Source organism: Paenibacillus sp. UASWS1643, from assembly GCF_008693195.1.
Lineage (GTDB): Bacteria > Bacillota > Bacilli > Paenibacillales > Paenibacillaceae > Paenibacillus > Paenibacillus amylolyticus_B.
The window spans coordinates 21,216-46,487 of record NZ_VXKZ01000094.1 but is presented as its reverse complement, the minus strand read 5'-3'; the positions used below and the strand labels follow the sequence as shown (position 1 = coordinate 46,487).

The 25,272-nt window shown below is 44.7% G+C and carries 21 protein-coding genes; 3 read left to right on the top strand and 18 right to left on the bottom strand.

Features of this window, described 5'->3' with window-relative positions; genetic code table 11:
* Position 1: 1 nt before the first annotated feature.
* Positions 2-625 carry a YhbD family protein gene (locus tag FE296_RS04435; RefSeq protein WP_150364334.1) on the bottom strand — a complete coding sequence of 208 codons (624 nt, stop codon included), beginning with the start codon at positions 623-625 and terminating at the stop codon, positions 2-4.
* Between the two features lie 298 nt (positions 626-923).
* Between FE296_RS04435 and FE296_RS04430 the strand changes: the two genes are divergently transcribed.
* Complete coding sequence (locus FE296_RS04430; RefSeq protein ID WP_150364333.1) at positions 924-1,703, top strand: alpha/beta hydrolase; 780 nt, start codon at positions 924-926, stop codon at positions 1,701-1,703.
* A 196-nt stretch (positions 1,704-1,899) separates the two neighbouring features.
* On the opposite strand, the gene argH is transcribed toward FE296_RS04430, so the two are convergent.
* From argH to argC, 8 genes are all read right to left on the bottom strand, one after another.
* On the bottom strand, positions 1,900-3,303 hold the full coding sequence (gene argH / locus FE296_RS04425) for an argininosuccinate lyase (protein ID WP_150364356.1): 1,404 nt from the start codon (positions 3,301-3,303) through the stop codon (positions 1,900-1,902).
* Between the two features lie 106 nt (positions 3,304-3,409).
* Complete coding sequence (locus tag FE296_RS04420; protein ID WP_017692004.1) at positions 3,410-4,645, bottom strand: argininosuccinate synthase; 1,236 nt, start codon at positions 4,643-4,645, stop codon at positions 3,410-3,412.
* A 157-nt stretch (positions 4,646-4,802) separates the two neighbouring features.
* Complete coding sequence (gene argF / locus FE296_RS04415; protein ID WP_124116492.1) at positions 4,803-5,768, bottom strand: ornithine carbamoyltransferase; 966 nt, start codon at positions 5,766-5,768, stop codon at positions 4,803-4,805.
* Entirely contained in the window at positions 5,731-5,883 is a 153-nt protein-coding gene (locus tag FE296_RS32630) for a hypothetical protein (RefSeq protein WP_190945027.1), read from the bottom strand. The genes argF and FE296_RS32630 overlap by 38 nt, the downstream gene beginning before the upstream one ends.
* 87 nt (positions 5,884-5,970) lie before the next feature.
* Positions 5,971-7,224, bottom strand: a complete 1,254-nt coding sequence (locus FE296_RS04410; protein WP_150364355.1) for an aspartate aminotransferase family protein — start codon at positions 7,222-7,224, stop codon at positions 5,971-5,973.
* 409 nt (positions 7,225-7,633) lie between these two features.
* Positions 7,634-8,473, bottom strand: coding sequence for an acetylglutamate kinase (gene argB, locus FE296_RS04405; RefSeq protein WP_124116494.1), 840 nt, complete (start codon positions 8,471-8,473; stop codon positions 7,634-7,636).
* A gap of 313 nt (positions 8,474-8,786) precedes the next feature.
* On the bottom strand, positions 8,787-10,025 hold the full coding sequence (gene argJ / locus FE296_RS04400; RefSeq protein WP_150364332.1) for a bifunctional glutamate N-acetyltransferase/amino-acid acetyltransferase ArgJ: 1,239 nt from the start codon (positions 10,023-10,025) through the stop codon (positions 8,787-8,789).
* Between the two features lie 135 nt (positions 10,026-10,160).
* Entirely contained in the window at positions 10,161-11,210 is a 1,050-nt protein-coding gene (argC, locus tag FE296_RS04395) for an N-acetyl-gamma-glutamyl-phosphate reductase (protein ID WP_150364331.1), read from the bottom strand.
* A 330-nt stretch (positions 11,211-11,540) separates the two neighbouring features.
* Here argC and cls point away from each other — a divergent pair, with 330 nt between their 5' ends.
* Complete coding sequence (cls, locus tag FE296_RS04390; RefSeq protein WP_150364330.1) at positions 11,541-12,989, top strand: cardiolipin synthase; 1,449 nt, start codon at positions 11,541-11,543, stop codon at positions 12,987-12,989.
* A gap of 284 nt (positions 12,990-13,273) precedes the next feature.
* Here cls and FE296_RS04385 read toward each other — a convergent pair whose 3' ends face one another.
* The 3 genes from FE296_RS04385 to secA all read right to left on the bottom strand — a co-directional run bounded on the left by FE296_RS04385 (position 13,274) and on the right by secA (position 18,378).
* Positions 13,274-14,182 carry a YitT family protein gene (locus tag FE296_RS04385; protein ID WP_124116497.1) on the bottom strand — a complete coding sequence of 303 codons (909 nt, stop codon included), beginning with the start codon at positions 14,180-14,182 and terminating at the stop codon, positions 13,274-13,276.
* A 134-nt stretch (positions 14,183-14,316) separates the two neighbouring features.
* Positions 14,317-15,430, bottom strand: a protein-coding gene (gene prfB, locus FE296_RS04380; protein ID WP_124116498.1) for a peptide chain release factor 2 whose coding sequence is annotated in 2 segments (ribosomal slippage) — positions 14,317-15,357 and positions 15,359-15,430 — 1,113 coding nt in all. Because the reading frame shifts where the segments join, the coding sequence is not laid out codon by codon here.
* A 443-nt stretch (positions 15,431-15,873) separates the two neighbouring features.
* Positions 15,874-18,378, bottom strand: a complete 2,505-nt coding sequence (secA, locus tag FE296_RS04375; protein ID WP_124116499.1) for a preprotein translocase subunit SecA — start codon at positions 18,376-18,378, stop codon at positions 15,874-15,876.
* A 111-nt stretch (positions 18,379-18,489) separates the two neighbouring features.
* Between secA and FE296_RS32625 the strand changes: the two genes are divergently transcribed.
* Positions 18,490-18,633: a hypothetical protein gene (locus tag FE296_RS32625; RefSeq protein ID WP_190945025.1), complete on the top strand. Its 144-nt coding sequence runs from the start codon at positions 18,490-18,492 to the stop codon at positions 18,631-18,633.
* Positions 18,634-19,165: 532 nt separating this feature from the next.
* On the opposite strand, the gene hpf is transcribed toward FE296_RS32625, so the two are convergent.
* The 6 genes from hpf to FE296_RS04345 form a co-directional block, all read right to left on the bottom strand.
* Positions 19,166-19,729, bottom strand: coding sequence for a ribosome hibernation-promoting factor, HPF/YfiA family (gene hpf, locus FE296_RS04370; RefSeq protein ID WP_124116500.1), 564 nt, complete (start codon positions 19,727-19,729; stop codon positions 19,166-19,168).
* Between the two features lie 433 nt (positions 19,730-20,162).
* Positions 20,163-20,360, bottom strand: coding sequence for a cold shock domain-containing protein (locus FE296_RS04365; protein ID WP_024631599.1), 198 nt, complete (start codon positions 20,358-20,360; stop codon positions 20,163-20,165).
* A gap of 913 nt (positions 20,361-21,273) precedes the next feature.
* A complete protein-coding gene (locus tag FE296_RS04360) occupies positions 21,274-22,155 on the bottom strand; it encodes a polysaccharide deacetylase family protein (RefSeq protein ID WP_150364329.1) in 882 nt (293 codons plus the stop codon).
* A complete protein-coding gene (locus FE296_RS04355; protein WP_150364328.1) occupies positions 22,148-23,296 on the bottom strand; it encodes a GNAT family N-acetyltransferase in 1,149 nt (382 codons plus the stop codon). Before FE296_RS04355 ends, FE296_RS04360 begins: the two co-directional genes overlap by 8 nt.
* A 67-nt stretch (positions 23,297-23,363) precedes the next feature.
* A complete protein-coding gene (locus FE296_RS04350; protein ID WP_150364327.1) occupies positions 23,364-23,582 on the bottom strand; it encodes an acyl carrier protein in 219 nt (72 codons plus the stop codon).
* Positions 23,575-25,254: an HAD-IIIC family phosphatase gene (locus FE296_RS04345; RefSeq protein WP_150364326.1), complete on the bottom strand. Its 1,680-nt coding sequence runs from the start codon at positions 25,252-25,254 to the stop codon at positions 23,575-23,577. Before FE296_RS04345 ends, FE296_RS04350 begins: the two co-directional genes overlap by 8 nt.
* Between the last annotated feature and the right edge of the window lie 18 nt (positions 25,255-25,272).

Here is a 25,272-nt window from a genome sequence, read left to right as displayed (position 1 = left end):
CTTATCCCAATTTGAGTTTTAATTCTTCCATAAATGTTCCCATCGGCTGCCTAAGAACCACTTTCACACCATTGTCAAAATAAAACTCCGTTCCTGCTGTTACCAGCATGAATGAAGGAACACCCATCTTACGAATAAGCACGAGTTCGCTGGGTTTGCCTGTAAAACGATAATAATGTTCGGACATCACTTCGATCAGCAACGCACCCTCTTGCCGAGTAATATCTCCGCTCATTAACAGCTTATCAAGGACGTAGAGCATCATGATCTGCTCCAAAGCATATAGCGGTTGTTCCTGAGCTGCTTCTTTCAACAGATCCAGCGAGATTTGTGAAACAATGTTTCGCTCTAACAGTTGCTGTGCAGACATCTCTACTTCACCCAACGTAGGCGAGAACACGTCTGCCAGCTCATCCAGCGATAATCCGTCTTTCATATTGAGAATCTTGTCAATGCGCAGTAAAATCTGTTGTTTGGGAAAAAAGGTCTCTTGTCCGGTGTAGGACGACTTTCGAATAAACCATTCTTCCGGAATGAGATTTTTCCGCTTCCATCGGTATAACTGGCCATAGGAGATTCCTGTCAGGTCCAGCAGTTCTTTCTTGGAGATCAAATCATCCGTCATATATGGTCCCCCTTTATAGTGAAATCAGTGTAACATAACATTGTTACGTTGTAAACAACGTCGTAACAATGTTGATTTTCCCTCCATGCCACTCACCCGGCTTAGCCTGATGTTACCTTACAATTTAGAGATAATCCTGCATGATTTCTTAAAGTGCATCTTGTTATTGCATTGCACGCGCAATGCGTATAACCTGTTACATATGGACACTTAAAAGCTATTAGGGAGCAATCCCGGCTCATTCTCACAAGTCAAAAACACTTGGTTAACGAACTTATGAAAGGGGTTTCTTATACTCATGGCACTTATTAAATGTGATTTTTACTCCGATACGCTTGGGCTGAGTACCAGCATGCATGTCATTCTCCCGCAACAAACCCACAATCAGATCGGTATGGAGAACGTGACCGGCAAAGGTCTTCACCCAACCCTGTACCTGTTACACGGTCTATCGGATGATGATTCCATCTGGCTGCGTCGCACATCAATTGAACGTTATGTAGCAAATCTGGGAATCGCCGTTGTTATGCCGCAGGTACATCGCAGCTTCTATACAGATATGGTCGAAGGCGGACAATACTGGACGTTTATCAGCGAAGAACTGCCTACACTTGCTCGCTCTTTCTTCCCTCTATCGCCAAAGCGTGAGGATAACTTCGTTGCTGGATTATCCATGGGTGGCTATGGCGCGTTTAAGCTGGCCCTTCGTAAACCAGAGCAATATGCGGCAGCTGCCAGTTTGTCTGGAGCACTCGATATGTCTGCACATATGGATAGAAACGCATCCTCAGCATTGCAACAGGCTGAGCTACAACGGATTTTCGGACCACAGGTGGCAGGCACTGAGAATGATCTGATTCATCTGTTAAAAGAGAGCCAACCTCAGCGGCCTCTGCTCTACCAATGCTGCGGAACGGAAGATTTTTTGTATGAGGATAATCAAACCTTCCGTCAAGCCTGTGAACAGACGGACTTCGAACTGACATACGAGGAAGGACCTGGCGAACATGAGTGGGGCTACTGGGATGCGAAGATTCAAGATGTATTGAGATGGTTGCCTTTGCCAAAGCGGGACTAATGGACATTGGGAGCTACTACGGATAATGAAGGCTGGTACTCCGATGACAAAACAACCTTCCGTTGCTATGGAGCTGGAATGATCCACATCATATTGCTGTAAAACACAAAAAAGCAGGCCGTTGAGAACAAAGTTCTCTGGCCTGCTTCTTTATTGTACTGGCGTATCTGTACAAATACCTATAGTAACCGTGATATTAACCGCGGTTCGTAATCCATTGCTCGGTAATCTCCAGTACCTTCTCACTGCGTGCGATGGCTTCGGCGACTTGACCCGAAGCTGTTCCGCCGTAAACATTACGAGCGTTCACAACAGCTTCTGGTTGCAGTACGTCATAGATTCGTTCATCGAACAGCGGTGAGAACTGCTTGAATTCATCGATCGTCAGATCCAGCAAATACTTACTGTTCTGGATGCAGTACAGCACTGTTTTACCAATGACTTCATGCGCCTGACGGAAAGGCAAGCCTTCGCCTACGAGGAAATCGGCAATATCCGTAGCGTTCGAGAAATCCTGGTTGACCGCTTGACGCATACGATCCTTGTTCACGGTCATTGTCGCGATCATTGGAGCAAACAGTTGAAGTGCACCTTCCAGCGTTGCTACCGTATCGAACATGCCTTCTTTGTCTTCCTGCATGTCTTTGTTGTATGCCAGTGGAAGAGATTTCAGTACCGTCAGCAAGCCGATCAGGTTGCCGTACACACGTCCTGTTTTACCACGGACAAGTTCAGGAACGTCTGGATTTTTCTTCTGAGGCATGATGCTGCTGCCTGTGCAGAATGCATCGTCCAGTTCAACGAATCCAAACTCCGTGCTGCTCCACAATACCAGCTCTTCACTAAGACGGGACAAGTGAGTCATGATCAGCGAAGCTGCCGCCAGGAACTCAACGATGAAATCACGGTCACTTACTGCGTCCAAACTGTTCTCGTAAACCCCATCGAAGCCCAGTTGTTCCGCCACAAAATGACGGTCAATCGGGAATGTTGTGCCTGCGAGCGCACCTGCGCCCAGTGGCAGGATGTTAATGCGTCTGTAGCTGTCCATCAGACGCTCCGCATCCCGTTGGAACATGGATACATACGCCATCAGGTGATGGGCGAACAGAATGGGCTGTGCACGTTGAAGATGCGTATAACCCGGTACAATCGTATCGAGGTTATCTTTGGCTTGTCCAATCAGTGCTTCCTGCAAGGAGTGCAGCATACCTACAAAGCCAACCACGCGCTCACGCAGATACAAGTGCATATCCGTTGCAACCTGGTCGTTCCGGCTACGGCCTGTATGTAATTTACCGCCTACAGGGCCAATCGTTTCGATCAGGTTTTTCTCAATGTTCATGTGGATGTCTTCGTCTGATACGGAGAATTCCACTTCGCCCGCACGGATTTTGTGCAGAACAGTGATTAGACCTTCTTTGATCGTTTCCACATCTTCCGCCGGAAGAATGCCGCATTTGCCCAGCATCGTTACATGGGCCAGACTACCCTGAATGTCTTCCTCAGCCAAAGCTTTGTCAAAATTGATCGATGCCGTATATTCCTCAACCAAATGATTGGTTTGTTTTGTAAAACGTCCTCCCCACAGCTTGCTCACAGTGAGTACTCCCCTTTCGCTCATGGACAAAGCCGCTCCTGCCAGATGTGCAAGAACGGCCTGCCTTGTCATTTATATTGGTGTAGCTTTATTGTGCAGGTTGAAATTAGTTTTTGTTTTGCTCCACGCCGGAGTTTACTTTCAAACGCAGTGCATTCAGGCGGATAAAGCCTGTTGCATCGCCTTGATCGTAGGCTTGCGTTGGATCAGCTTCCATCGTTGCAATGTCCGGATTGTAGAGGCTGACAGGACTTTTCACACCTGCGCCGATGATGTTGCCTTTGTACAGTTTCACACGAACGGTACCTGTTACATTTTTCTGGCTTTCAGTCACCAGCGCTTGCAGCGCCAGACGTTCCGGCGCGAACCAGAAGCCGTTGTAAACGAGTGTGCTGTAACGTGTGATCAGGCTGTCACGCAGGTTCATCACTTCACGGTCCATCGTGATGGATTCCATTTTGCGATGTGCGGTGAACAGGATTGTTCCACCCGGCGTTTCGTACACGCCACGGCTCTTCATACCAACAAAACGGTTCTCAACCATATCTACACGGCCAATACCATGTTTGCCACCCAGCTCGTTCAGTTGCTCCATCACTTGCAATGGGCTCAAACGCTCACCGTTCAGCGCAACACAGTCGCCTTGTTCGAATTCCAGTTCCACATATTCCGCTTGATCTGGTGCATCCTCAGGCGCACTGCTCAGCAGGAACATGTCTTTGTTCTCGTCCGCGCTTGGATCGAACCAAGGATCTTCGAGCACACCGCTCTCATAGCTGATATGCAGCAAGTTACGGTCTGTCGAATACGGTTTAGCCGCAGATGCGGTTACCGGAATACCATGTTTCTCGGCGTACGCGATCATCTCGGCACGTCCCGGGAACTGGTTGCGGAATTCTTCCAGACGCCAAGGTGCAATGACGTTAATGTCTGGTGTCAGTGCAGCCGCGTTCAGCTCAAAACGAACTTGGTCATTTCCTTTACCTGTAGCGCCGTGAGCGATGGCTGTAGCACCTTCTGCACGAGCGATATCCACCATGCGTTTAGCGATCAGTGGACGAGCGATACTTGTGCCGAGCAGGTATTGTCCTTCATAAAGGGCACCTGCCTGGAACATTGGATAGATGAAATCTTTCGCGAATTCATCGCGCAGATCGTCGATGTATACTTTGGAAGCGCCCGTAGCGAGTGCTTTTTCCTCCAAGCCATCCAGTTCGTCCTTTTGTCCGATATCCGCTGTGAAGGCGATAATCTCAGCATCATATGTTTCTTTCAACCATTTCAAAATTACAGATGTGTCCAACCCGCCTGAATACGCGAGTACAATTTTTTCCTTAGCCATGTGTGATGGTCCTCCCCAAGATCAGTTAAGTTAAACAGAGCCTTCATACACTGAATCCTACGAGCTTCTTATTTAATTAACTTTTTAAAGTACATTATAGATGAATCTATCATCGCGAAATCTGCGCCTAAAATCAACCCATAAAGGCAAACAGCATCTATTCGCTCATTAACGCAGCCATTAATGCTTTCTGTGCATGCAAGCGATTCTCCGCCTGATCAAAGATCAGGGAGTTCGGTCCGTCAATTACACCGGCACTCACTTCTTCGCCGCGGTGTGCTGGCAGACAGTGCAAGAACATGTAGTCCGGCTTCGCGCCTTTCATCAGTTCCTCGTCCACTTGATATGCCGCAAATGCCTGCTCACGAATCTTCTGCTCTTCCTCAAAGCCCATGCTCGCCCATACATCCGTATACACGATATCTGCATCTTTCGCAGCTTCCTGTGCACTGTACGTTACAGTCACTTCAGAACCGCTCTCCTGTGCGATAATGCGCGCCTGCTCCACAACTGCGCTATCCGGCTCATAGCCTTCTGGCGTTGCTACAGCAACATGCATACCCATCTTCGCTGCACCGAGCATCAGGGAGTGTGCCATATTGTTGCCATCTCCGATGTAGGCCATTTTCAGACCTGAGAGCTTGCCTTTGTGCTCCAGCACCGTTTGGAAGTCTGCCAGTACCTGACAAGGATGCGCTGCATCGCTCAGGCCGTTAATGACTGGAACATCAGCATGCTCTGCCAGTTCAGTTACATTATGGTGTCCAAAGGTACGGATCATGATGCCGTCCAGGTAGCGGGACAATACTTTGGCTGTATCATGTGTGGTTTCCCCGCGACCCAGCTGGATATCATTTTTGCTCAGAAAAAGTGCGTGTCCACCCAATTGGAACATGCCCACTTCAAAGGATACACGCGTACGTGTGGATGATTTTTCAAAAATAAGTCCGATCGTTTTGCCTTTCAACGGTTGAAAAGGTACGCCGCTTTTTTGCTTGCCTTTAATCTCAATCGCGAGATCAAGCAGATAACGAATCTCCTCTGCCGTGTAGTCCGTGAACTCGATAAAATCCCGGCCTCTCAGATCAATCTTCTGAATCTTTTCCGTCTGTTGTGCTGTCATCTATAATGTCCTCCTTATTTCCGGTTCCCTGCACCCGCATGGGCAGAAGAGAGAGCAACGTTGACACTTTGTCTGGGTGCTTCTCAAGTTGTTTAATCATTTCCATCTTCTGCAAGTTCACCACGCGGCTACAGGGATTCATCATCTCGTTCTGCTTCGAGGCCGGTAATGGCCCCGAGACAGAAAGGTTCTCATTTTTATATTAGGCTTTCGCCGCTACGTGCTCTTCAATCAATGTGGCTACCAGCGATACGGCCTCGTCGATCTCTTCTTTGCTCACATACAGGTTCGGAAGCAAACGAATCACATTCGGTCCTGCAGAGACAAACAAAATACCGCGTTTTTGCCCAGCAAGTACAATATCACCTACCGGCTCAGCACATTCAATACCAACGAGCAATCCCATGCCACGTACTTCCTTCACAAAGGAATTGCCTGCCAAGCGATTCCGCAGGGAGCTCATCAGGTATTCACCCATCTCCGCTGCACGCTCTGGCAAACGATCTTCCAACATCGTTTCGATGGTTGCAATCACAACGGATGAAGCAAGTGGTGTTCCACCAAAGGTGGTTGCATGGCTACCTGGCGTGAACGCATCCCGCAGGAAGCCTTTACCCAACATCGCGCCTACAGGGAAACCACTGCCGATACCTTTGGCAACGGTGAACACGTCTGGCTCAATGCCATAATGTTCGTGTGCAAACAATTTACCAGTACGTCCCATTCCAGTCTGCACTTCATCCACAATGAGTAACAATCCGTGCTCGTCACACAGTTTCCGTACATGCTTGACGAATTCCGGCTCGACCGGATATACACCACCCTCGGCCTGAACCATTTCCAGCATAATTGCTGCCGTCTTAGGTCCAATTGCCGCTTCAAGTGCAGGGATGTCATGCAAAGGTACAGTTACAAATCCGGCTGGCAATGGCAAAAATCCTTCTTTCACCTTATCCTGTCCGGTTGCTGTCAGTGTAGCGAGTGTCCGTCCATGGAAGGACTGGGCGAAGGTAATCACTTCATACCGATCTGTACCCTTCACCTTCTGGTGATAACGACGGGCTACTTTAATAGCCGCTTCGTTCGCTTCGGCACCACTGTTACAGAAGAACACTGCATCAGCGCATGTATTGGCTGTCAACAATGCTGCTGCTTTCTCCTGGCCCGGAATCTGGAACAGGTTGGACACATGCCACAACTCATCAATCTGAGCTTTCAGCTTGGCTCCAACTTTCTCCGGTGCATGGCCCAGGCTAGTTACAGCGAGGCCGCACATGAAATCGAGATAGCGGTTGCCCTGATCATCCCACAACCAGCTGCCTTTACCTTTAACCAGACTGATTGGATAACGTGCATACGTTTGGAAAAGCGAGCTTTCCGTCTGTACCGCTGCACCTGTTGCTGTCGCGCCCGCTACCGCTGTGCCAGAACCTGGCTGTTCGTTGCCTTTTGCCATGACCATATCACTCCTATTGGTTGGTGCAACGGCAATCATATAAGAGCCCTGACTTACACTAGACCACTCCGATTGCAGAATCATCTTTTGAACGCCTGCATACTCCACTTCAATGACAGAACAACCTTCCGATCGCTGTTATCCCCGGATTTTTTTGATTAATTGTTTAAAGGTCGAAATCCGGGGATAGTGTATGCTTCCGAAGTAGCTTTCTTTCAGAAAGCTTTTAGGCGCACGCTTCGCTTCTTCAGGTTATTTCTGTCCTCTCCGTTGTGCATTTTTATTCTTCAGATTGATTCTGCACCCTACGTTAAAGTGTGTGTAATATTAGATTTCTTATATAAAAAAAGCCGTGCACATATTTTTTATTTATTATCAGATCATGAAGACCCTAGCGCACTGAGTATAATTATTGCATACGGATAATTTTTGTTCCGATGATTTCTCCGCCGAGCACTCGGCTCAGGATTTGGGGTTCGCTGCCGTCTACGATGACGACCTCACGTACTTGGCCATGGATACATGCGATAGCTGCACGCACTTTGGGAATCATGCCGCCATAGATTTCTCCGGTCTGGATCATGTCCTCAATCTCTTGTACAGATACGGATGGCAGTACTTTTTTCTCGCCGCCCACGTTCTTCATGATGCCAGGAACATCAGTCACGACAATCATCCGGCTTACGCCGAGATGAGACGCCACTGCACCCGCAGCTGTATCTGCGTTAATGTTGTAGCGTTGACCAGTTGCATCTACGCCAACTGGTGCGATAACCGGCATGTAACCCATGTTCACGATGCCTTGGATAATCTCTGCATTCACACCCGTGACATCGCCAACCCAACCGATCTCTGCGTGGTTTGTAACAGGTTTAGCCTGGATCAAGCCACCGTCCACGCCGGATAAACCTAGTGCACGACCGCCCACACGTTGGATCAGGCGCACGATCTGTTTGTTGATACTGCCCGCAAGCACCATCTCCACTACGTCCAGCACAGGTTCAGTTGTTTTGCGCAGGCCATTAACGAATTCGGTTTCGATACCAAGCTTCGCCAGGTTATCTGAGATCGCAGGACCTCCACCATGCACGATGACCGGCTGCGTGCCCTGAGACTGCAAATCACGCAGATCCGCAAAGAAAGACTCAGGCAATGCTGCGAGCGTGCTGCCTCCACATTTCATGACAAACATCTGTTTCTCTGTGCTCGCTTCCGTTGCGGTACTCTTGTTTGGCATTGTTGAATTCATGGGGCAAGCTCCTTTCGTTCAAATATTCTTAAAGGCTTAACACTTATAAAATCCATGTTTGACGGGTTAGCCGTTACAAATTCGGATCGTTCTTTTGATCGCTGTTGTCTCCAGGTTTTTTGATTCCCTTTTCTAAAGGGGAAACCCGGAGACAAAGGCGAACACTACGCTTCTACAGAATCGATTCCGACTTTTCCACTATCCCCGTCAATGATCAGACTCAAAAGTTTAATCCTTATAGAGGTTCTACATATTTCTGCAAAGCAGCTTTTTTAATAATGAAGCTGCTCTAGGTTAATAAAACTCAAAAATATTACGTACGGTATGCGGCGTTAATTCGGACGTAGTCATACGTCAGGTCGCAGCCCCAGGCTGTTGCCGTTCCCTCACCGTGATGCAGATCCACCACAATGCGCACCGTATCGGTCTGCAAATAGGCCAATGCCAATTCTTCGTCAAACACGACTGGACGGGACTGCGCGAGTACCGAAATATCTCCCAAACGAATATCCACCGTATCAGGGTTCACCGGTTGCCCTGCACGTCCTACGGCTGCAATAATCCGTCCCCAGTTAGCATCAGCGCCAAACATGGCGGATTTCACCAGACTGGACCCGATGACGGTTTTGGCAATGGCTTGCGCGGATTCATCACTTACCGCACCTGTAACTTCTACCTCGACCAGCTTGGTTGCTCCTTCACCATCGCGAGCAATGGCTTTAGCCAACACTTGGCATACATAGGTGAAGCCGGCTGCAAAAGCGTCCCAATCCGGGTGCTCGGTTGTCAGCTCTTCATTGCCTGCATATCCACTGGACATAGCTACCAGCATGTCGTTTGTACTTGTATCGCCATCGACGGTAATCATGTTAAATGTGTGATTGGTTGCCTGGCGCAGCAGGCGCTGCAACGCTTCCGCACCAATGACCGCGTCAGAGGTCATGAAAGCGAGCATCGTCGCCATATTTGGATGAATCATACCCGAGCCTTTGGCGGCTCCCGCAATCGTAACCGTCTTGCCGTTAACCATAACGGAGACGCAGGCTTCCTTTTTCACCAAATCCGTTGTCAGAATCGCTTGTGAAAATTGTTCCGCCTCATTCGATTCCTTGCCCATATGCGCTGGAAGTCCGGTGATGCCTGAATGTACAGCATCCATTTTGAGCAATTCCCCAATGACACCTGTGGAAGCCACCGCCACGTCCTCTTCTGCCACACCCAACTCACGCGCAGCAGCCGAACGCATCGCATACGCATCCTCTTCCCCTTGTTGCCCTGTACATGCATTGGCGTTACCGCTGTTAACGATAACAGCCTGAAGACGTCCATTGTTCAAGCTTTCGCGCGTTACTTTGAGTGGCGCTGCTTGAAACACATTCGTTGTATATACAGCAGCAGCTGTAGCCGGTACATCACATCGGATCGCTCCGATGTCATTCCGAGATGTCTTTTTCAATCCGCAGTGAAGTCCACCAGCAGTGAATCCCCCAGGGGTTACAATTGTTCCGTTCTCAACCACGGTAAAACTCTGTTGCTCCACATTCGTTCCCATATCATATCCCCCGTATGCGTTCAGCTATATGCCGATGATCCGCCTGCTTAACCTGATCCGATCTCCCTAAGTTCACTCCATGAATGCACTCTTACTTTTACATCGAATATTCCAGTGCCTTCTGAATTCCAATCCTTATGGATAAACCGGTGTCATGTTCAGCCCGAGGTTCTCCTCCCATCCCATCATCAGGTTCATATTTTGAATCGCTTGCCCGGATGCACCCTTCACCAGGTTGTCGATGACCGAAATAATCGTCAAACGCCCTGTGCGAGGATCCACCGCAAATCCAATATCACAATAGTTAGATCCGTACACTTCTTTGGTAGAAGGCCAGATACCCGGTTCACGTACACGTACGAAAGGTCTGTTCTCATAATACTTGCGATACAAATCTACGATCTCCCGGTCACTGTGTTCCCCAACGAGTTTTGCATACATCGTACTCATGATTCCACGTGTCATTGGCACCAGATGTGTGGTGAAGGTAACCGTAACAGGCGTTCCCGTTATGTTGCCAAGCACTTGCTCGATCTCGGGAATATGTTGGTGCTTGTTGAGCTTATAGGCTTTGAAATTCTCATTCATCTCTGCATAATGGTTCGTCAGACTTGTTCCGCGTCCTGCTCCGGATACGCCTGATTTGGCATCAATAATAATAGTGGAAGGATCAACCCAGCCTGCCTCTACTGCAGGAATCAGTCCAAGAAGTGTAGCCGTTGGATAACAGCCTGGGTTAGATATGAAATTCTGTCCCTTCACCTTTTCACCGTACACCTCAGCCATGCCGTACACAGCTTGTTCCAGCAAATCAGCTGAAGGAGCCGGATGTTTGTACCACTCTTCATACACCGTTCCATCCTTGAGTCTGAAATCGCCAGACAGGTCAATGACCTTAAGCCCTGCTGCCAGCAGGCTTGGTACGAGCTTTGCACTTACGCCGGACGGGGTCGCTGTGAATACCAGATCTGCACGACTCGCAATTTCAGCCGGATCTACACCGTCGAGTGGCCTGTGAATCACGTCCGTCAAATGCGGAAATCCATCTGCGATGGATTCACCACTGCTCGATGATGAGATCACCGATGTGATTTCTACCTGCGGATGGTTCTGGAAAAAACGAATCAGTTCCACCCCGCCGTAGCCGGTGGAACCGACGATTGCTACTTTTAATTTGTTATTCACTCTCGCTCCCCCAATCTCGATGTATGCGCTACTTGTGCTATGTCCTTGCATGAATGAGGCTCGAACACAGCAATTCCGTCGCTTATATGCATATTTGTGTATTATTATACGACTCTGGTTATATAAATACAACACTCTATCATCAATTTCACATGGATTTCCACCCAATCCGAACATATCTTTTTTAACATCCGGGACGAACAGGTATACTTCTGTTAAAATACGTATTAGTAGGAAACATTACAATCAGGGTCTCATTCATAACTAACCTGCTAATCAAGGACATATGAATAGATTCATGATGGTCATTATGAGACGTGGGGGACTATAGTGCATATCGAATCCATTTTACTTATTGTACTCCTGGGCCTGAATATTATTTTTGCGGCAGCCGTTGTTTTCTTCGAACGGAAGGATGCCAGCGCTTCATGGGCCTGGCTGCTCGTCTTGAACTTTATTCCGGTGTTTGGTTTTGTACTTTATCTTTTAACCGGTCAGAATCTGACCCGATACCGGCTTTTCCAGTGGAAAGAACGTAAGAAGCTCGGGCTAGAGGAACGTATTGAAGCCCAGCTCACGCAGTTGCACGATAACCGCACCCCTTTCCGCAACCAAGCAACCGAGAGTAGCCAGGACATGATCTATATGAACCTGAAGCAGAACGGCGCTCTGTTAACGGAGGATAATGCGGTTGAGATCATTACAGACGGAACAGACAAGTTCCAACGGCTCTTGGACGACATCGAAGCGGCTCAGGATCACGTGCACGTACAATACTACATTTATAGAGGCGACCGTCTGGGTAAAAGAATTCGGGATGCACTTATCCGCAAAGCGCGGGAAGGCATCAAAGTCCGTTTACTGTATGACGCGCTCGGATCACGGCGGGTTTCGAAACGCTTTTTCAAAGAATTGCGCGAAGCAGGCGGTTTGGTTGAAGTCTTTTTCCCTTCCAAATTCAGTCTGATCAACTTGCGTATGAACTACCGGAACCACCGCAAGATTGTCATCATTGATGGTAACCTTGGGTACACAGGCGGGTTTAATGTTGGAGATGAGTATCTCGGCTTGAACTCGAAATTCGGTTACTGGCGTGACACACATCTGCGTATTCAGGGAAATGCTGTCCATGCGCTGCAGACCCGTTTCCTCCTGGATTGGAATGAAGCATCCAAACAGCACGATACCCCTTATGTTCCGGCACATTTCCCTCATATCGAGGGTACGGGTAACACTGCCATGCAGATTGTCTCCAGTGGACCAGATGCAGAAACTGAGCATATTAAGAACAGTTACCTCAAGATGATTAACGGTGCCAAACAATCGATTTTGATCCAAACGCCATATTTTATCCCGGATGCCAGTGTATTCGAAGCTATTCGTCTCGCGTGTCTGTCCGGCATTGATGTTCGCATTATGATCCCGAATAAGCCAGACCATGCCTTCGTCTATTGGGCAACTTTATCTTATATTGGTGAGTTGTTGAAGGTCGGCGCCAAAGTATTTATATATGATAATGGCTTCATTCATGCCAAAACACTTATCATTGACAGTTTGGTTGCATCCGTGGGAACCGCCAATATTGACTACCGCAGTTTTCGGTTGAACTTTGAGGTGAATGCTTTTATGTATGATGAAACGATTGCGACAGCACTTGTACAAACCTTTGAGCACGACCTGCATGTATCGCGGGAGATGACGCTCGATGAATACCAAAAACGCAGTCTGATTATCCGCTTTAAAGAAGCCATTTCCCGTCTGCTGTCTCCGATTCTGTAGTGAGAGTACTCCGATGACAGAACATTCTTCCGATCGCTGTTATCCTCAGATTTATTTGATTCCCTATTCTAAAGGGGAAAATCCGGGGATAAAGGCGAACGCTCCACTTCTTCAGGATATTTCTGTCCCCTCCGTTATCATGTAAATGTTAAGTTGAACTTTTAATAGTAGAAAAGCAGGTACTCCCTCTCTGTCATTGCAGAGAAGGATGTACCTGCTTTTTTTGAATTTTTATTTCCAAACTCATGAGCCCACACGGCTCACTAACTAGTTTTCACACCCGTTCACACATGTTCTCCCCGCTTAAAACCTTCGCCGAGCACTTCGTGCGCGTTACTGATAATGACAAAAGCCCCCGGGTCCACAGACCGGATCAACGTTTTGAGTCTTGGCACCTCATTTTGCCCAACCACCACCATCAGGACAGTTCGCTGATCATCGGTGTAACCACCTTTGGCTTCCAGCTTCGTCAAACCACGGTCTAGGTCATCGAGAATCACTTTACTTATCGCTTCTGTCTGGTTGGAGATAATATAAGCCACCTTGGAGAAACCCAGCCCCATCTCAACCGCATCGATCACTTTCCCCGTAACATACAATCCAATCAGTGCATAGAGAGATTGTTCCAATGATAATACAAATGCAGCCATAATTATAACGGTAGCATCCATAATCACCACACAGATTGAGTAACTCAGTCCACTGTATTTCTGCACGATTCTGGCCAGAATGCTCATGCCCCCTGTTGATCCTCGACCGCGGTATACAATGCCGATCCCGAGACCAACGCCTATTCCACCATACAGTGAACCAAGTAACGGATTCGTTGTTGGGATGGCCCAATCCTTTGTGAGATAGACTAAGAGCGGCAGGACAATACTGCCCAGGACTGAACGAATACCATACTGCTTACCAATAAGCAGAAAACCCGCGATTAGAAGTGGGATGTTTATCGCCCATTGGGTATATGCCGGCTCCCAATTAAGCCATTCCTTGCCCAGGATCGATAACCCGGATACCCCACCTGAAGCGATCTGATTCGGTAATAAAAATAAATTAAAGGCCACTGCAATTAAAAACGAACCTAAAATGATAGATACCGTGTCCACGACGTTTCTCCATGGACCATTGAGTGGAATGAGGCTAGTTATCCTCTTTTTGCGGCTGTTGTGAAGTTGTGATCGTTGTTGCATGTTCTCGTGCTCTCCTTTGTTGTGACTGATCAGTTGTTTGTTCATGTTCTCTATATCTTATAAAATGATTCAAAAAAAAGCTCCTGTATACACCAGCATACGCCTACACGTATGGGTCCATACAGGAACTTATATTAATCGGTTTCTACTTTAATCTGGCTACGCAAATAACCATCGATGAATGCATCGAGGTCGCCGTCCATTACTGCTCCTGTGTTTCCTGTCTCTACACTTGTACGGTGATCCTTTACCATACTATAGGGATGGAACACATAGGAGCGAATCTGGCTACCCCATGAAATATCCGACTGATCTCCTCGGATTTCATCCAGCTGTTGTTTTTGCTCTTCAATTTTACGCTCATACAATTTCGAACGAAGCATCGTCATCGCTCGCTCACGGTTCTTGATCTGTGAACGTTCATTCTGACACGTTACAACTACACCTGTTGGAAGGTGAGTAATCCGTACGGCAGAGTCGGTGGTATTGATATGTTGTCCACCCGCGCCACTTGCTCGGTACGTATCGATCTTGAGGTCCTCTGTGCGGATGTCCAATTCGATCGTATCATCAATCTCCGGTACCACATCACAGGATACAAAGGACGTATGTCTACGGCCCGATGAGTCAAAAGGAGATATCCGCACCAGTCGGTGTACACCCTTCTCGGCTTTCAGATAACCATAAGCGTTATGTCCCTTGATCGACAACGTAACACTCTTGATCCCAGCCTCATCACCTGGCAGATAATCCAGTACCTCCACCTTGAAGCCTCGCTTCTCAGACCAGCGTGTGTACATGCGAAGCAGCATCTGGCCCCAATCCTGAGACTCGGTACCACCCGCACCCGGGTGAAGCTCCAGAATCGCATTCATCTTGTCGTATGGTTGATTCAGAAGAAGTTGAAGTTCGAACTCTGCGACTTTGTTCACGATCGCTGTAATACTGTTACCAATCTCGGTAGCGAGGTCTTCGTCGCCTTCTTCATCCGCCAGCTCTATCATCATCACCGCATCATCATAATCCTGCTGAAGTTTGGTGTATTGATCCACAGATCCCTTCACCGCGTTTAGCTCAGCGATTACAGATTGCGCCTTGTCACTATCATCCCAGAAATCCGGGGCAGACATCTTCACTTCGAAGTTGCCGATCATCTCTTGCTTCAGATCTAAGTCAAAGAGACCCCCTAAGGTTTGTTAGTTTCTTGCCTATTTCACGCAGGTCATGCTTCACGTTTGGATCGATCATGTGCAATTCCTCTTTTCATTAAGATAAGCTCCCCGCATCCAGGGGATTCCTCCAGATCAAGTAAGTGATGCGCCACCCTAGTGTTGAGACTACTGTTGTATCAGTATATCTCTTCTCCATGATCATGGGCATATTATTATAACTATGCACCATTAACCGGTTTTGCATCCTTCACTTCATCCTATGGAATGCCCGGCTGCAAGGAGCCGTTCATGTCATGCTATTTAAGTTGAGCCAGCAATCTTTACACCATATCACTCCGATTGCAGTAGCATCTTCCGATCGCTCTTATCCCCAGATTTTCTTAATCCCCTTACAAAAGGGTAAAATCCGGGGATAAAGGCGAACGCTCCGCTTCTTCAGATTGCTTCTGCACTCTCCGTTACGGTGTAAAATCAAGGTTCAACTTATTACACTATAGAGTGTATATAAAAACCATTGTACTACTCTTGCCCGTGGCAGTGTTTGAACTTCTTGCCACTACCGCATGGGCATGGATCGTTACGTCCGATTTGGTCGGAAACCTTCACTGGACGTTTCTCAGCAGGTTCACCGCTTGTCGAGATCTGGCTTTCCTCAACAACCGCTTGACGCTCCTGATTGCTCTCGATCTGTGCTCTCATCACATAAGTCGCTACTTCTTCCTGAATCGAAGCGATCATCTGATGGAACATCTCGAAGCCTTCGAACTGGTACTCACGCAGTGGATCTGTACCGCCGTAGGCGCGAAGGTGGATACCTTGACGCAATTGATCCATTGCATCAATATGATCCATCCACTTGCTGTCTACTGCACGAAGCACAACCACTTTCTCGAACTCACGAACCATATCTTCGCCAATTCGCTCTTCACGTGCATTGTACTTGTTCTGAACTCTCTCGAACAGATACTCGATAATCTCTTCTGCTTCCTTGCCCCACAGATCATCTTTTGTTACCGAACCATCATCCAGCAATTTGCTGTTCATGTAATCGGCAACTTCCTGCAGCTCCCAGTTTTCTGGAATATCGTCACCACAATGTGCTTCAACGATACGTTCAATGGAAGGTTTGATCATATCCATAACAATCTGTTTGATGTTTTCGGACTCCAGTACCTCGCGGCGCTGTTTATATATAATTTCACGTTGTTGGTTCATAACATCATCATATTGGAGAACGACCTTACGCACGTCAAAGTTGTTACCTTCAACACGTTTCTGCGCTGATTCTACTGCACGGGTAATCATCCGGCTCTCGATCGGTTGGTCTTCTTCAAAACCAAGGCGCTCCATCATGTTGAGTACATTGTCTGCACCGAAACGTCTCATCAATTCATCACCGAGTGACAGATAGAATTGTGTTGAACCCGGGTCACCTTGACGTCCAGCACGACCACGCAGCTGATTATCAATCCGGCGTGATTCGTGACGCTCTGTACCGATGATATGAAGACCGCCTACTTCAGCTACACCTTCACCCAAAATAATATCCGTACCCCGTCCAGCCATGTTGGTTGCAATTGTTACTGCACCCGCTTGACCAGCTCCTGAGATGATCTCTGCTTCTTCCGCATGGTACTTGGCGTTCAGTACCTGGTGTTTAACACCACGGCGTTTGAGCATGTCAGACAGGCGCTCCGAGTTCTCGATGGATACTGTACCTACCAGAACCGGCTGGTTCTTACTGTGACGTGCAACGATCTCTTCTACAACGGCATTAAACTTGCCATCGATGCTCTTATACACGACATCTGCCATGTCATCCCGCTTGTTTGGACGGTTGGTTGGAATTTGCAGTACTTCGAGACCGTAGATTTTTTTGAACTCTTCTTCCTCGGTTTTCGCTGTACCCGTCATACCCGCAAGTTTACGGTACATCCGGAAATAGTTCTGGAAGGTAATCGTAGCAAGCGTCATGCTCTCGTTTTGTACTTCAATGCCTTCTTTGGCTTCAATCGCCTGGTGCAATCCATCACTGTAACGACGTCCAGACATCAGACGACCTGTGAATTCATCAACGATCATAACTTCTTCATCACTGACCACATAATCTACGTCACGACGCATAATTACGTTGGCTTTCAAGCCCTGTACAATGTGATGGTTGAGCGTAACGTTGGCATGATCATACAAGTTCTCGATCCCAAATGCTTTCTCTGCTTTGGCCACACCCGCCTCAGTCAACGCTACGGATTTCACCTTAATGTCTACCGTAAAGTCTTCTTCCGGCACCAAACGTTTCACAAAACGATCTGCTGCATAGTACATATCCGTTGACTTCTGAGCTTGTCCAGAGATAATGAGTGGCGTACGCGCCTCATCGACCAGGATGGAGTCCACTTCATCAATGATACAGAAGAACAATGGACGTTGGACCATTTGCTCTTTGTACAGAACCATGTTGTCACGCAGATAGTCAAAACCAAACTCGTTGTTCGTTCCGTACGTAATATCACATGCATATGCATGCTGTTTCAAAGCATGGTCCATACCGCTCAGGTTAACCCCTACCGTCATGCCCATGAATTCGTAGATTTGTCCCATTTCCTGGCTATCCCGCTGTGCCAAATAGTCATTGACCGTAACCACGTGAACACCTTTGGACATCAACGCGTTCAGATATACTGGGAGTGTTCCTACCAGCGTTTTACCTTCACCCGTTTTCATCTCGGAAATACGGCCTTCATGCAGAGCGATCCCGCCCAGCATCTGTACATCGTAGTGACGTTTGCCCAGTACACGGCGTGATGCCTCACGTACGGTTGCAAATGCCTCTGGAAGAAGCTCATCTGTTGTTTCTCCCTTTTCAATACGAGCACGGTATTCCTCCGTTTTACCTTTCAGTTGTTCATCAGACAACGCCTGAAATTGTGGTTCCAGTTTATTGATCACATCGACCGTCTTCATCAGACGTTTAACATCACGTTCATTCATGTCGCCGAAGATCTTTTTGACAAGTCCTAGCATGGTATACCCCTTTCGTGCAAAACAGAATAGACCCCCTGTTGCCGCCACGCGACACCATCGGATGGATATTGCATCCACTTACCCGGGGGTGACAAAAATATAAAAAGTAATATGGATGAATCAACTCCAGGCTTGCCAAGGGTTCCTCATGAAGCTGATTCGGTGTTCAAACGGATTCGGTTATTAAAAACTAGCCGAAGCCCGCGCCTTGCGAATCATGTTCATGGTGCTGTGCCTGTCATTGATTATGATTAGCGATCATTCGTTGACAATTCCTCATCAGGACAATGATTCTCTTTGCATAAATTGTAACAGTTTGTAAGGGTCGCCGCAACACGCCACGGCACACTTCTTTGAACTTCTGAGACATATCAAATGGAGTTTAAGTGCAAAAAATCATAGTCGTTAGCGGAAGCGTTCGATTGTCTTGTTTCATTTCACAAGGCAGACTGCCCTGTCAACGAATTTTGATGGTAAATTTGGATGATAATCTCAAAATTAAGTTCTCGATATTAGGTGTACGAATATTTTCGTAACCATCGGAATCTGGTGGTTAAATTGTACGGATTATTGATTCTTCATACTATCTATTAGACGCAGCAGCATAGGGAATAGTTTCACCATTTTATTTCCAAAGGTCGTTTCCCCGTCCCTCTACGCACAAAAGAGCCCCACCCCCTAAGGGATGGAAGCTCTTGTTAACTCTAATCCAGGAAACTACAGTTCCTGAGTTCATTATTAAAATTTAGATGTTCTTATTCAGTTCCGATGATCCTGTACGTTAAAATTAACCTTGTTCGATCAAACCGTACTTACCATCGTTCCGTTTATAAACCACGCTAACTTCTTCACTGTCAATGTTGGAGAATACGAAGAAGTTGTGACCAACCATGTTCATTTGGAGGATGGCCTCTTCCACGTCCATTGGTTTCAACATAAAGCGTTTCGTACGTACAACTTCCAAATCATCTTCATCCGTGTCCGCATCCAGTTCAGCTGTAGCTACAGTACCTGTTGGATCTTCAACGAAGAGTGTTTTCAGGCTACCTTCCTGGCGGAACTTACGGTTAATTTTAGTTTTGTGTTTGCGGATCTGACGTTCCAGCTTGTCCACCACGGAGTCAATGGATGCGTACATATCGTCGCTCTCATCCTCAGCGCGGAGCACAATGCCTTTCAAAGGGATCGTCACCTCTACCGTATGCAAACCTCTCGTCGTGCTCAATGTAACAGCACCGTCAGAGTTAAGGGGTGCATCGAAATACTTCTCGAGTCTACTCAACTTTTTGTCGACATAATCCTTCAAAGCATCAGTAACCTCGATTTGTTGACCTCGAATACTTAAATTCATAGGGCACTCCTCCTTTTTCCTTTGCCACTTCATTATAACACGAATGTAAGCGCCATGTAAAAACTCCCGGTGACCGAATAATGACATCTGTTGAAGCCACATCTGCCAACATAGACATAACGCCATATTTCGCGATATTTTATCATATTCAGCCATAATCGAATATTTAGTTGATATGAATTATTAGGCGCTTGATGATGTAATTAACCGTTTTTGAGCCACCTCAATCTAATATGTAAAATGAACTTTGATCGATCTCTTGAATCTACTGCTTTAATCTATTAAATCCCACAAGAATACTGTTCCCGAACTGATCTGAATCTCGAATCTATTACAACAAAAAAAGACCCCGGAAAGTACCGGAGTCTGATGCTAGCGATAATTCAATTTGGTAACCATCTAACCATATATGTAGGTCGGATTGTCCGGATGATTATAATTTGATTACGTTAGCTGCTTGCGGTCCACGCGCGCCTTCGACGATGTCGAATTCTACGGATTGACCTTCTTCCAAAGTTTTGAATCCTTCGGATTGAATTGCGGAGAAATGTACGAATACGTCGCCGCCATCTTCAGTCTCAATGAAACCGTAACCTTTTTCTGCGTTGAACCATTTTACTTTACCTTGCATGCACTAACATTCCCTTCGTCATCAAATGAAGTGAAGCTTTCGGCCTTAACCTCTGCCCACAATTCAGATAATACCATCCAAAGTTATCCATTGTCAATTGGTAAAGTAAATGTTTTCTTGGAATTTTTTGTAGATTAATTGGGGATTGTGTTGAATGGTGGGATATGTTGAATATATCAGGTAATTGAAGATTGGTAAGTCTATTTTTAGCCATTTTTAAGATCAGATTGGTCTTTAATAGTTTCAATATATAACCGCACTCTTTATGTCTCCGTTGAAATAATTTCTCCAAGATAGTAATGGTAAAGGATGTTTCAACATATCAACCAGACTACTAAATCCTATTAGAAAAAGGTTGTTATTCATGAACTTTTACCCACTTTAAAAGCCTAAATTGGACTCCTATGTTATACCGTCTATCTTTTAATTTTGTGATTTGGAGATTTACTCCATCCGATCATGTAGATGCTCAAGAGAATCAATTACCTGTAGGGGAACTGAAAGAAAAAGAAATTAGTTGGCTGTCATCCACACTTCGTGGTGGATACCAGACGCCAAATACGGTCTTTATTTTACTCAAGATGAAGAAAACCTTACACCATAGTATATGAAGACTACTGACAAACAACATTATCGCGCCGCTATTCTGCTTAATTGGGTGCGGTTTGAGACGATCCAGTTCACAGCAAGTCGTTTAAGAAAGATATATCCAATTCTTTCGCAGAGGTTGTTGAAATTTCACCTTGGCGATGGAGGATTTTTATTTTACTTCTTTAAAGGTAGCTAATGGTGAACCTTTTGTAAAAGCTGTGTGATGACTTCACATGAGCCGTTATTCCAGCATCTATTATACTTCTTATTACAATTCGTTACTATAAAGCATCAATTTATCGTTTTTTTCTCAATTGTAGAATTATATTAATTGTTTAATTTGGTTACAATCAATACGATTCATCCAAAAATCCTGATTGTCAGAAATAAAACCCTTCTGTGTAGTAAATGCACCATTGATACCGTTACTAATCAAGATCGAAGTTAACTGATTTCTCATCTCATGAAAGTTCTTACCTCCACCGAATGGAGGTGTATACCAACGAGGTTCTATACCGATTGAACATAGCCACTTTTTACATGTATCAATTTCTTCTCGATAAAAAGTCTGCGGATCGAGATTATATGGTAAATGTCGATTGCCGTGTATTCCAATTTCCATACCAGCATTATGCATTTCTTTAATTTCTGCAGCATTTAAATAAAAATCCTTAATAAACTCTTCCTTACTAAGAAAGTGAGTGTTAAATATATCTTGAAGAAACATTCCGACCTCTGTCTCAGATAATTTGAAATTAAGCATATATTTGTTATATCTACGAAGAATATTTTTTTCATAGCTGTAAATCTGACTTTCTCCTTCTACTCCTCGGGTATCGAACTTATTATTTATTCTTTCCCACATTTCTTCATCCGATATGAATGACAGGACTGAGTGAACAAGATGCACAAGCGGAATATCTTGACTTATTGCAGGCCCTGACATAACTGTAAAATATGCAGAAATTCCCTTGCGTTTTAAAATATCAAATGCGAATGTATATTGATCTTTTGTCCCATCATCAAATGTTAGTACGCACCATGGTTTGGTATGCTTCCTTCTAATATCATTTACAGAAATAATGTTATGAGTTCTACTTATATAATCGATTTGATCCTCAAAATGTTTAGGAGATAAAGGTACTATACCATTCCAATGATCCGGCTCACGAACATAATGATACATAACGGCGACATTATTCAAGCTTAGCACCTCTTTCAGGTAAGGGCCATATATTAGGCCGATCCATATCGCCATCCGATTTAACTAAATAAGTATCATTAATATCTATGGAATTCTCCGTGTCATTGTTACATTTCCAAACAAGATTAATAGGATTCACAAGATTTCTAAATGGCTGAAATAGTCCGGCTATCCCACACTCAGTTGGAGTATAATCAGCATTTTGTAATCGAAATCCCACTTTTAATAGTATATGTTCCAGTCGATTAGAGCTAAGTTGGTAATCAGCAGCCACACACCCCTTACCCTCAGCCCATATTAATACTCCTTTTATCAATTCAATTAATTTTTCGTCAATATATCCATTCCACACAGTATTTAAAGAAGGAATTATTTCAATAACTCTCAATACTTTCAAACCATCCAGTTTTGGATTTTCAGGGGCATGTATACTTTCTAAACGAGTTACAATAAGACCTTCCTGTGTAGGATTTCCAAACATGATATAGCTATATCCCTCATTTTCCAAATATCTCCACTTCCAAAATGAAGCATCACGTACCTGAGATAAAGAAAAGTTTTTTGCAATACTATTTAAATATAGATTTTCAAGCTCCTTCAGATCATTAAACTCATTGGGTTCGACCATTTCGGATTGGGTCAGAAGATTCTCCTGAATCCATTCATAAATGACTGAATTGTCTATTTTTTTCGGTAGTAGACTGACATAACCTTCAAGTTTAAGAGGGTACACATATCTATTTAAATTCGGAGAGTAAGAGTAGCCCATTCTTTGATACATAGGCGCTACTTGTAGATTACAACCCAAAGTCAGCGTTAATAAGCTCTTTTTCTCTACTTCCTTTAATAATAAAATTCCTATACCGCTATTTCTATATTTTTCATCCACAATCCACATCGCAAGCCCTGCTCCATTAACGAAGCGTTGGTTAACTGCATATAAACTTGGAATAACACCGAGGAATCCAACGATCATTCCATTATTCACAAGGAGTAATGATGATGATTCTTCAGTATTTCGAATTTTATATTGCCAATTAAATAACTCCTGATTGTATATAACATGTTTTTCTGACCAGTTCACCTTAAGAAAGGAAACCAATTTTTCATACCACGCATCGTTATAATTTATAATTTCCATTCCAGTCACTTCTTCCTAAAATTATAATCAGTCCTAGTCAGAATGATAATAAACACCTCTTAGATGCTTATATAACACCTAATATTGCTTTTAAAGAATTAATATTTGCAATTTCCTCCATCGGTATTGACACTGCAAATTCTGCTTCTAATTCCATTATTAAATTCAATTGGTTCAAGGAGTCCCATTTTTCAAAATCTTCTTTTTTAGAATCTATATTTATTTCAGAAATAGGAACCTCCAGTATTTTGGAAACAATTTCACGTACACGATCAAATTTATCCATCTATATTTACTCCTTCTATTAATGTTATATAATTTGGCATTTTCAATTCGGCAAGTAACAATTTTTGTTCTTCTTCATTAATCTCTAGCCAATTAGAAATAAAAATGTTAAACGGTTGATTTTTGGGTGTTTCTATATAGTTTGCTATTATGTTTGAAGTGTTGAAGTACTTACAAATGTATGCCAACATTGCCTCTTCTATGTTTTTCCCCATCACTCTACAGCTCATTACAAAATCCTGAAGTTCCACTTTATTATAGGGTTGTAGTTTAACAGAGATAAGGCCTGTAGAGCCAGAACTTCCAAATTTATCATTCACATCAAAAATAAAAACAAAATTCCCAGGTATCAGACTCCACGTCCAGAACTCTTTCTCAGAATACCTATGAGTAGCCATATTAAATTGGTTCGTTTTGTTTAACAGCTGAACCGCTCTTTTGAGTGATGTTTCATCAAGCTTATGAACGGTTAAATTGATTTCTAAGGAATGCAACCATTCATTCAAAGAATCTACTTTTAATCTATTCAAATCTCTTTCTTTTTCTTGGCCGTACCACTCAGTCCTAATGAGATCCTCCTTGGTGACCACTTGAGATTCGAAACAATCTAAACGTTGGATAAACTCTGGATAACGAGTGAATTCTATCGGAAGTTCAGGTACTAGCACCTCAGGGAAAATTTGCTTTATTCGTTCACGTTCTGTGGGATTATCATCCAGGAAAACAACCGATTGTAAGCCTAAATTGAGTTCCTTCACTATTTCTAAAATGTTTCCCGCCTTATCTTCCCAATTTATTTTCAGAGCTGCAAAGTCCTCTTTCCTGAGTATCATTTCAGGATGTGTCTCTATCATTTCCATAGCAATTTCCTGACTATTTTTGCTGCATATAGCCAAGATAATTCCACGTCTTTTTAAAAATAGTAATTCTTTTTGAAATATTTGGAAGCTTTCTCCGACAGGGTCTATCCCTCCCAACTTAATGTTTGATATACCGTCGTCTCCTATTATCCCTCCCCATAGAGTATTATCCAAGTCACATATAATGAGCTTTCTAGATTGTCCGTATAAACCAGAAATAATACTACGAATTTCTTTTCCAGCCAATTCAAAGTAATCTCTAGAATAGCGAATTTTTCCTAAAGCATACATTTTAGCATCATAACTCTTTTTTTGAAGTGAGGCATACCAATATTGGGTATCTAATATGATGATATGATCACTATCACCAAATCTTTCTGCTAAACGTAAGTTCATTTGCATTAGTATATTGCTTAACCCTCTATTATGTTTACAAGTAAGTGTTTGGATCCATCTTAAATCCGGTAGAATGGACCAAGAGGAAATAAATATATGCTTATATTTGTTTTTCTGCTTCAAAACGAGCTCGCAAAAAAAGTCTACCTCTTTTAAAATATCATTTATATTAAACTCACTTCTAAAATCAATTAATTTATTAAAAGAAGGAATTGCTTTTTCAGGAACGGTCCATAAAAATAACATGTCTGCAGGTTTATTCCAAACAGAATGAGATGTGTCCATGAGGGATTGGTAAACTTGATCATAGGGACCTTCTGTCACTTCTAAAGACAAACCTTGGAAACTTCCTGATAAAAACCGAATAAGTGGATTTACGTTCGTATCAGAAAGTATAATCATATTCTGTTTATTCATGACTTTCCTCCCCTCCAT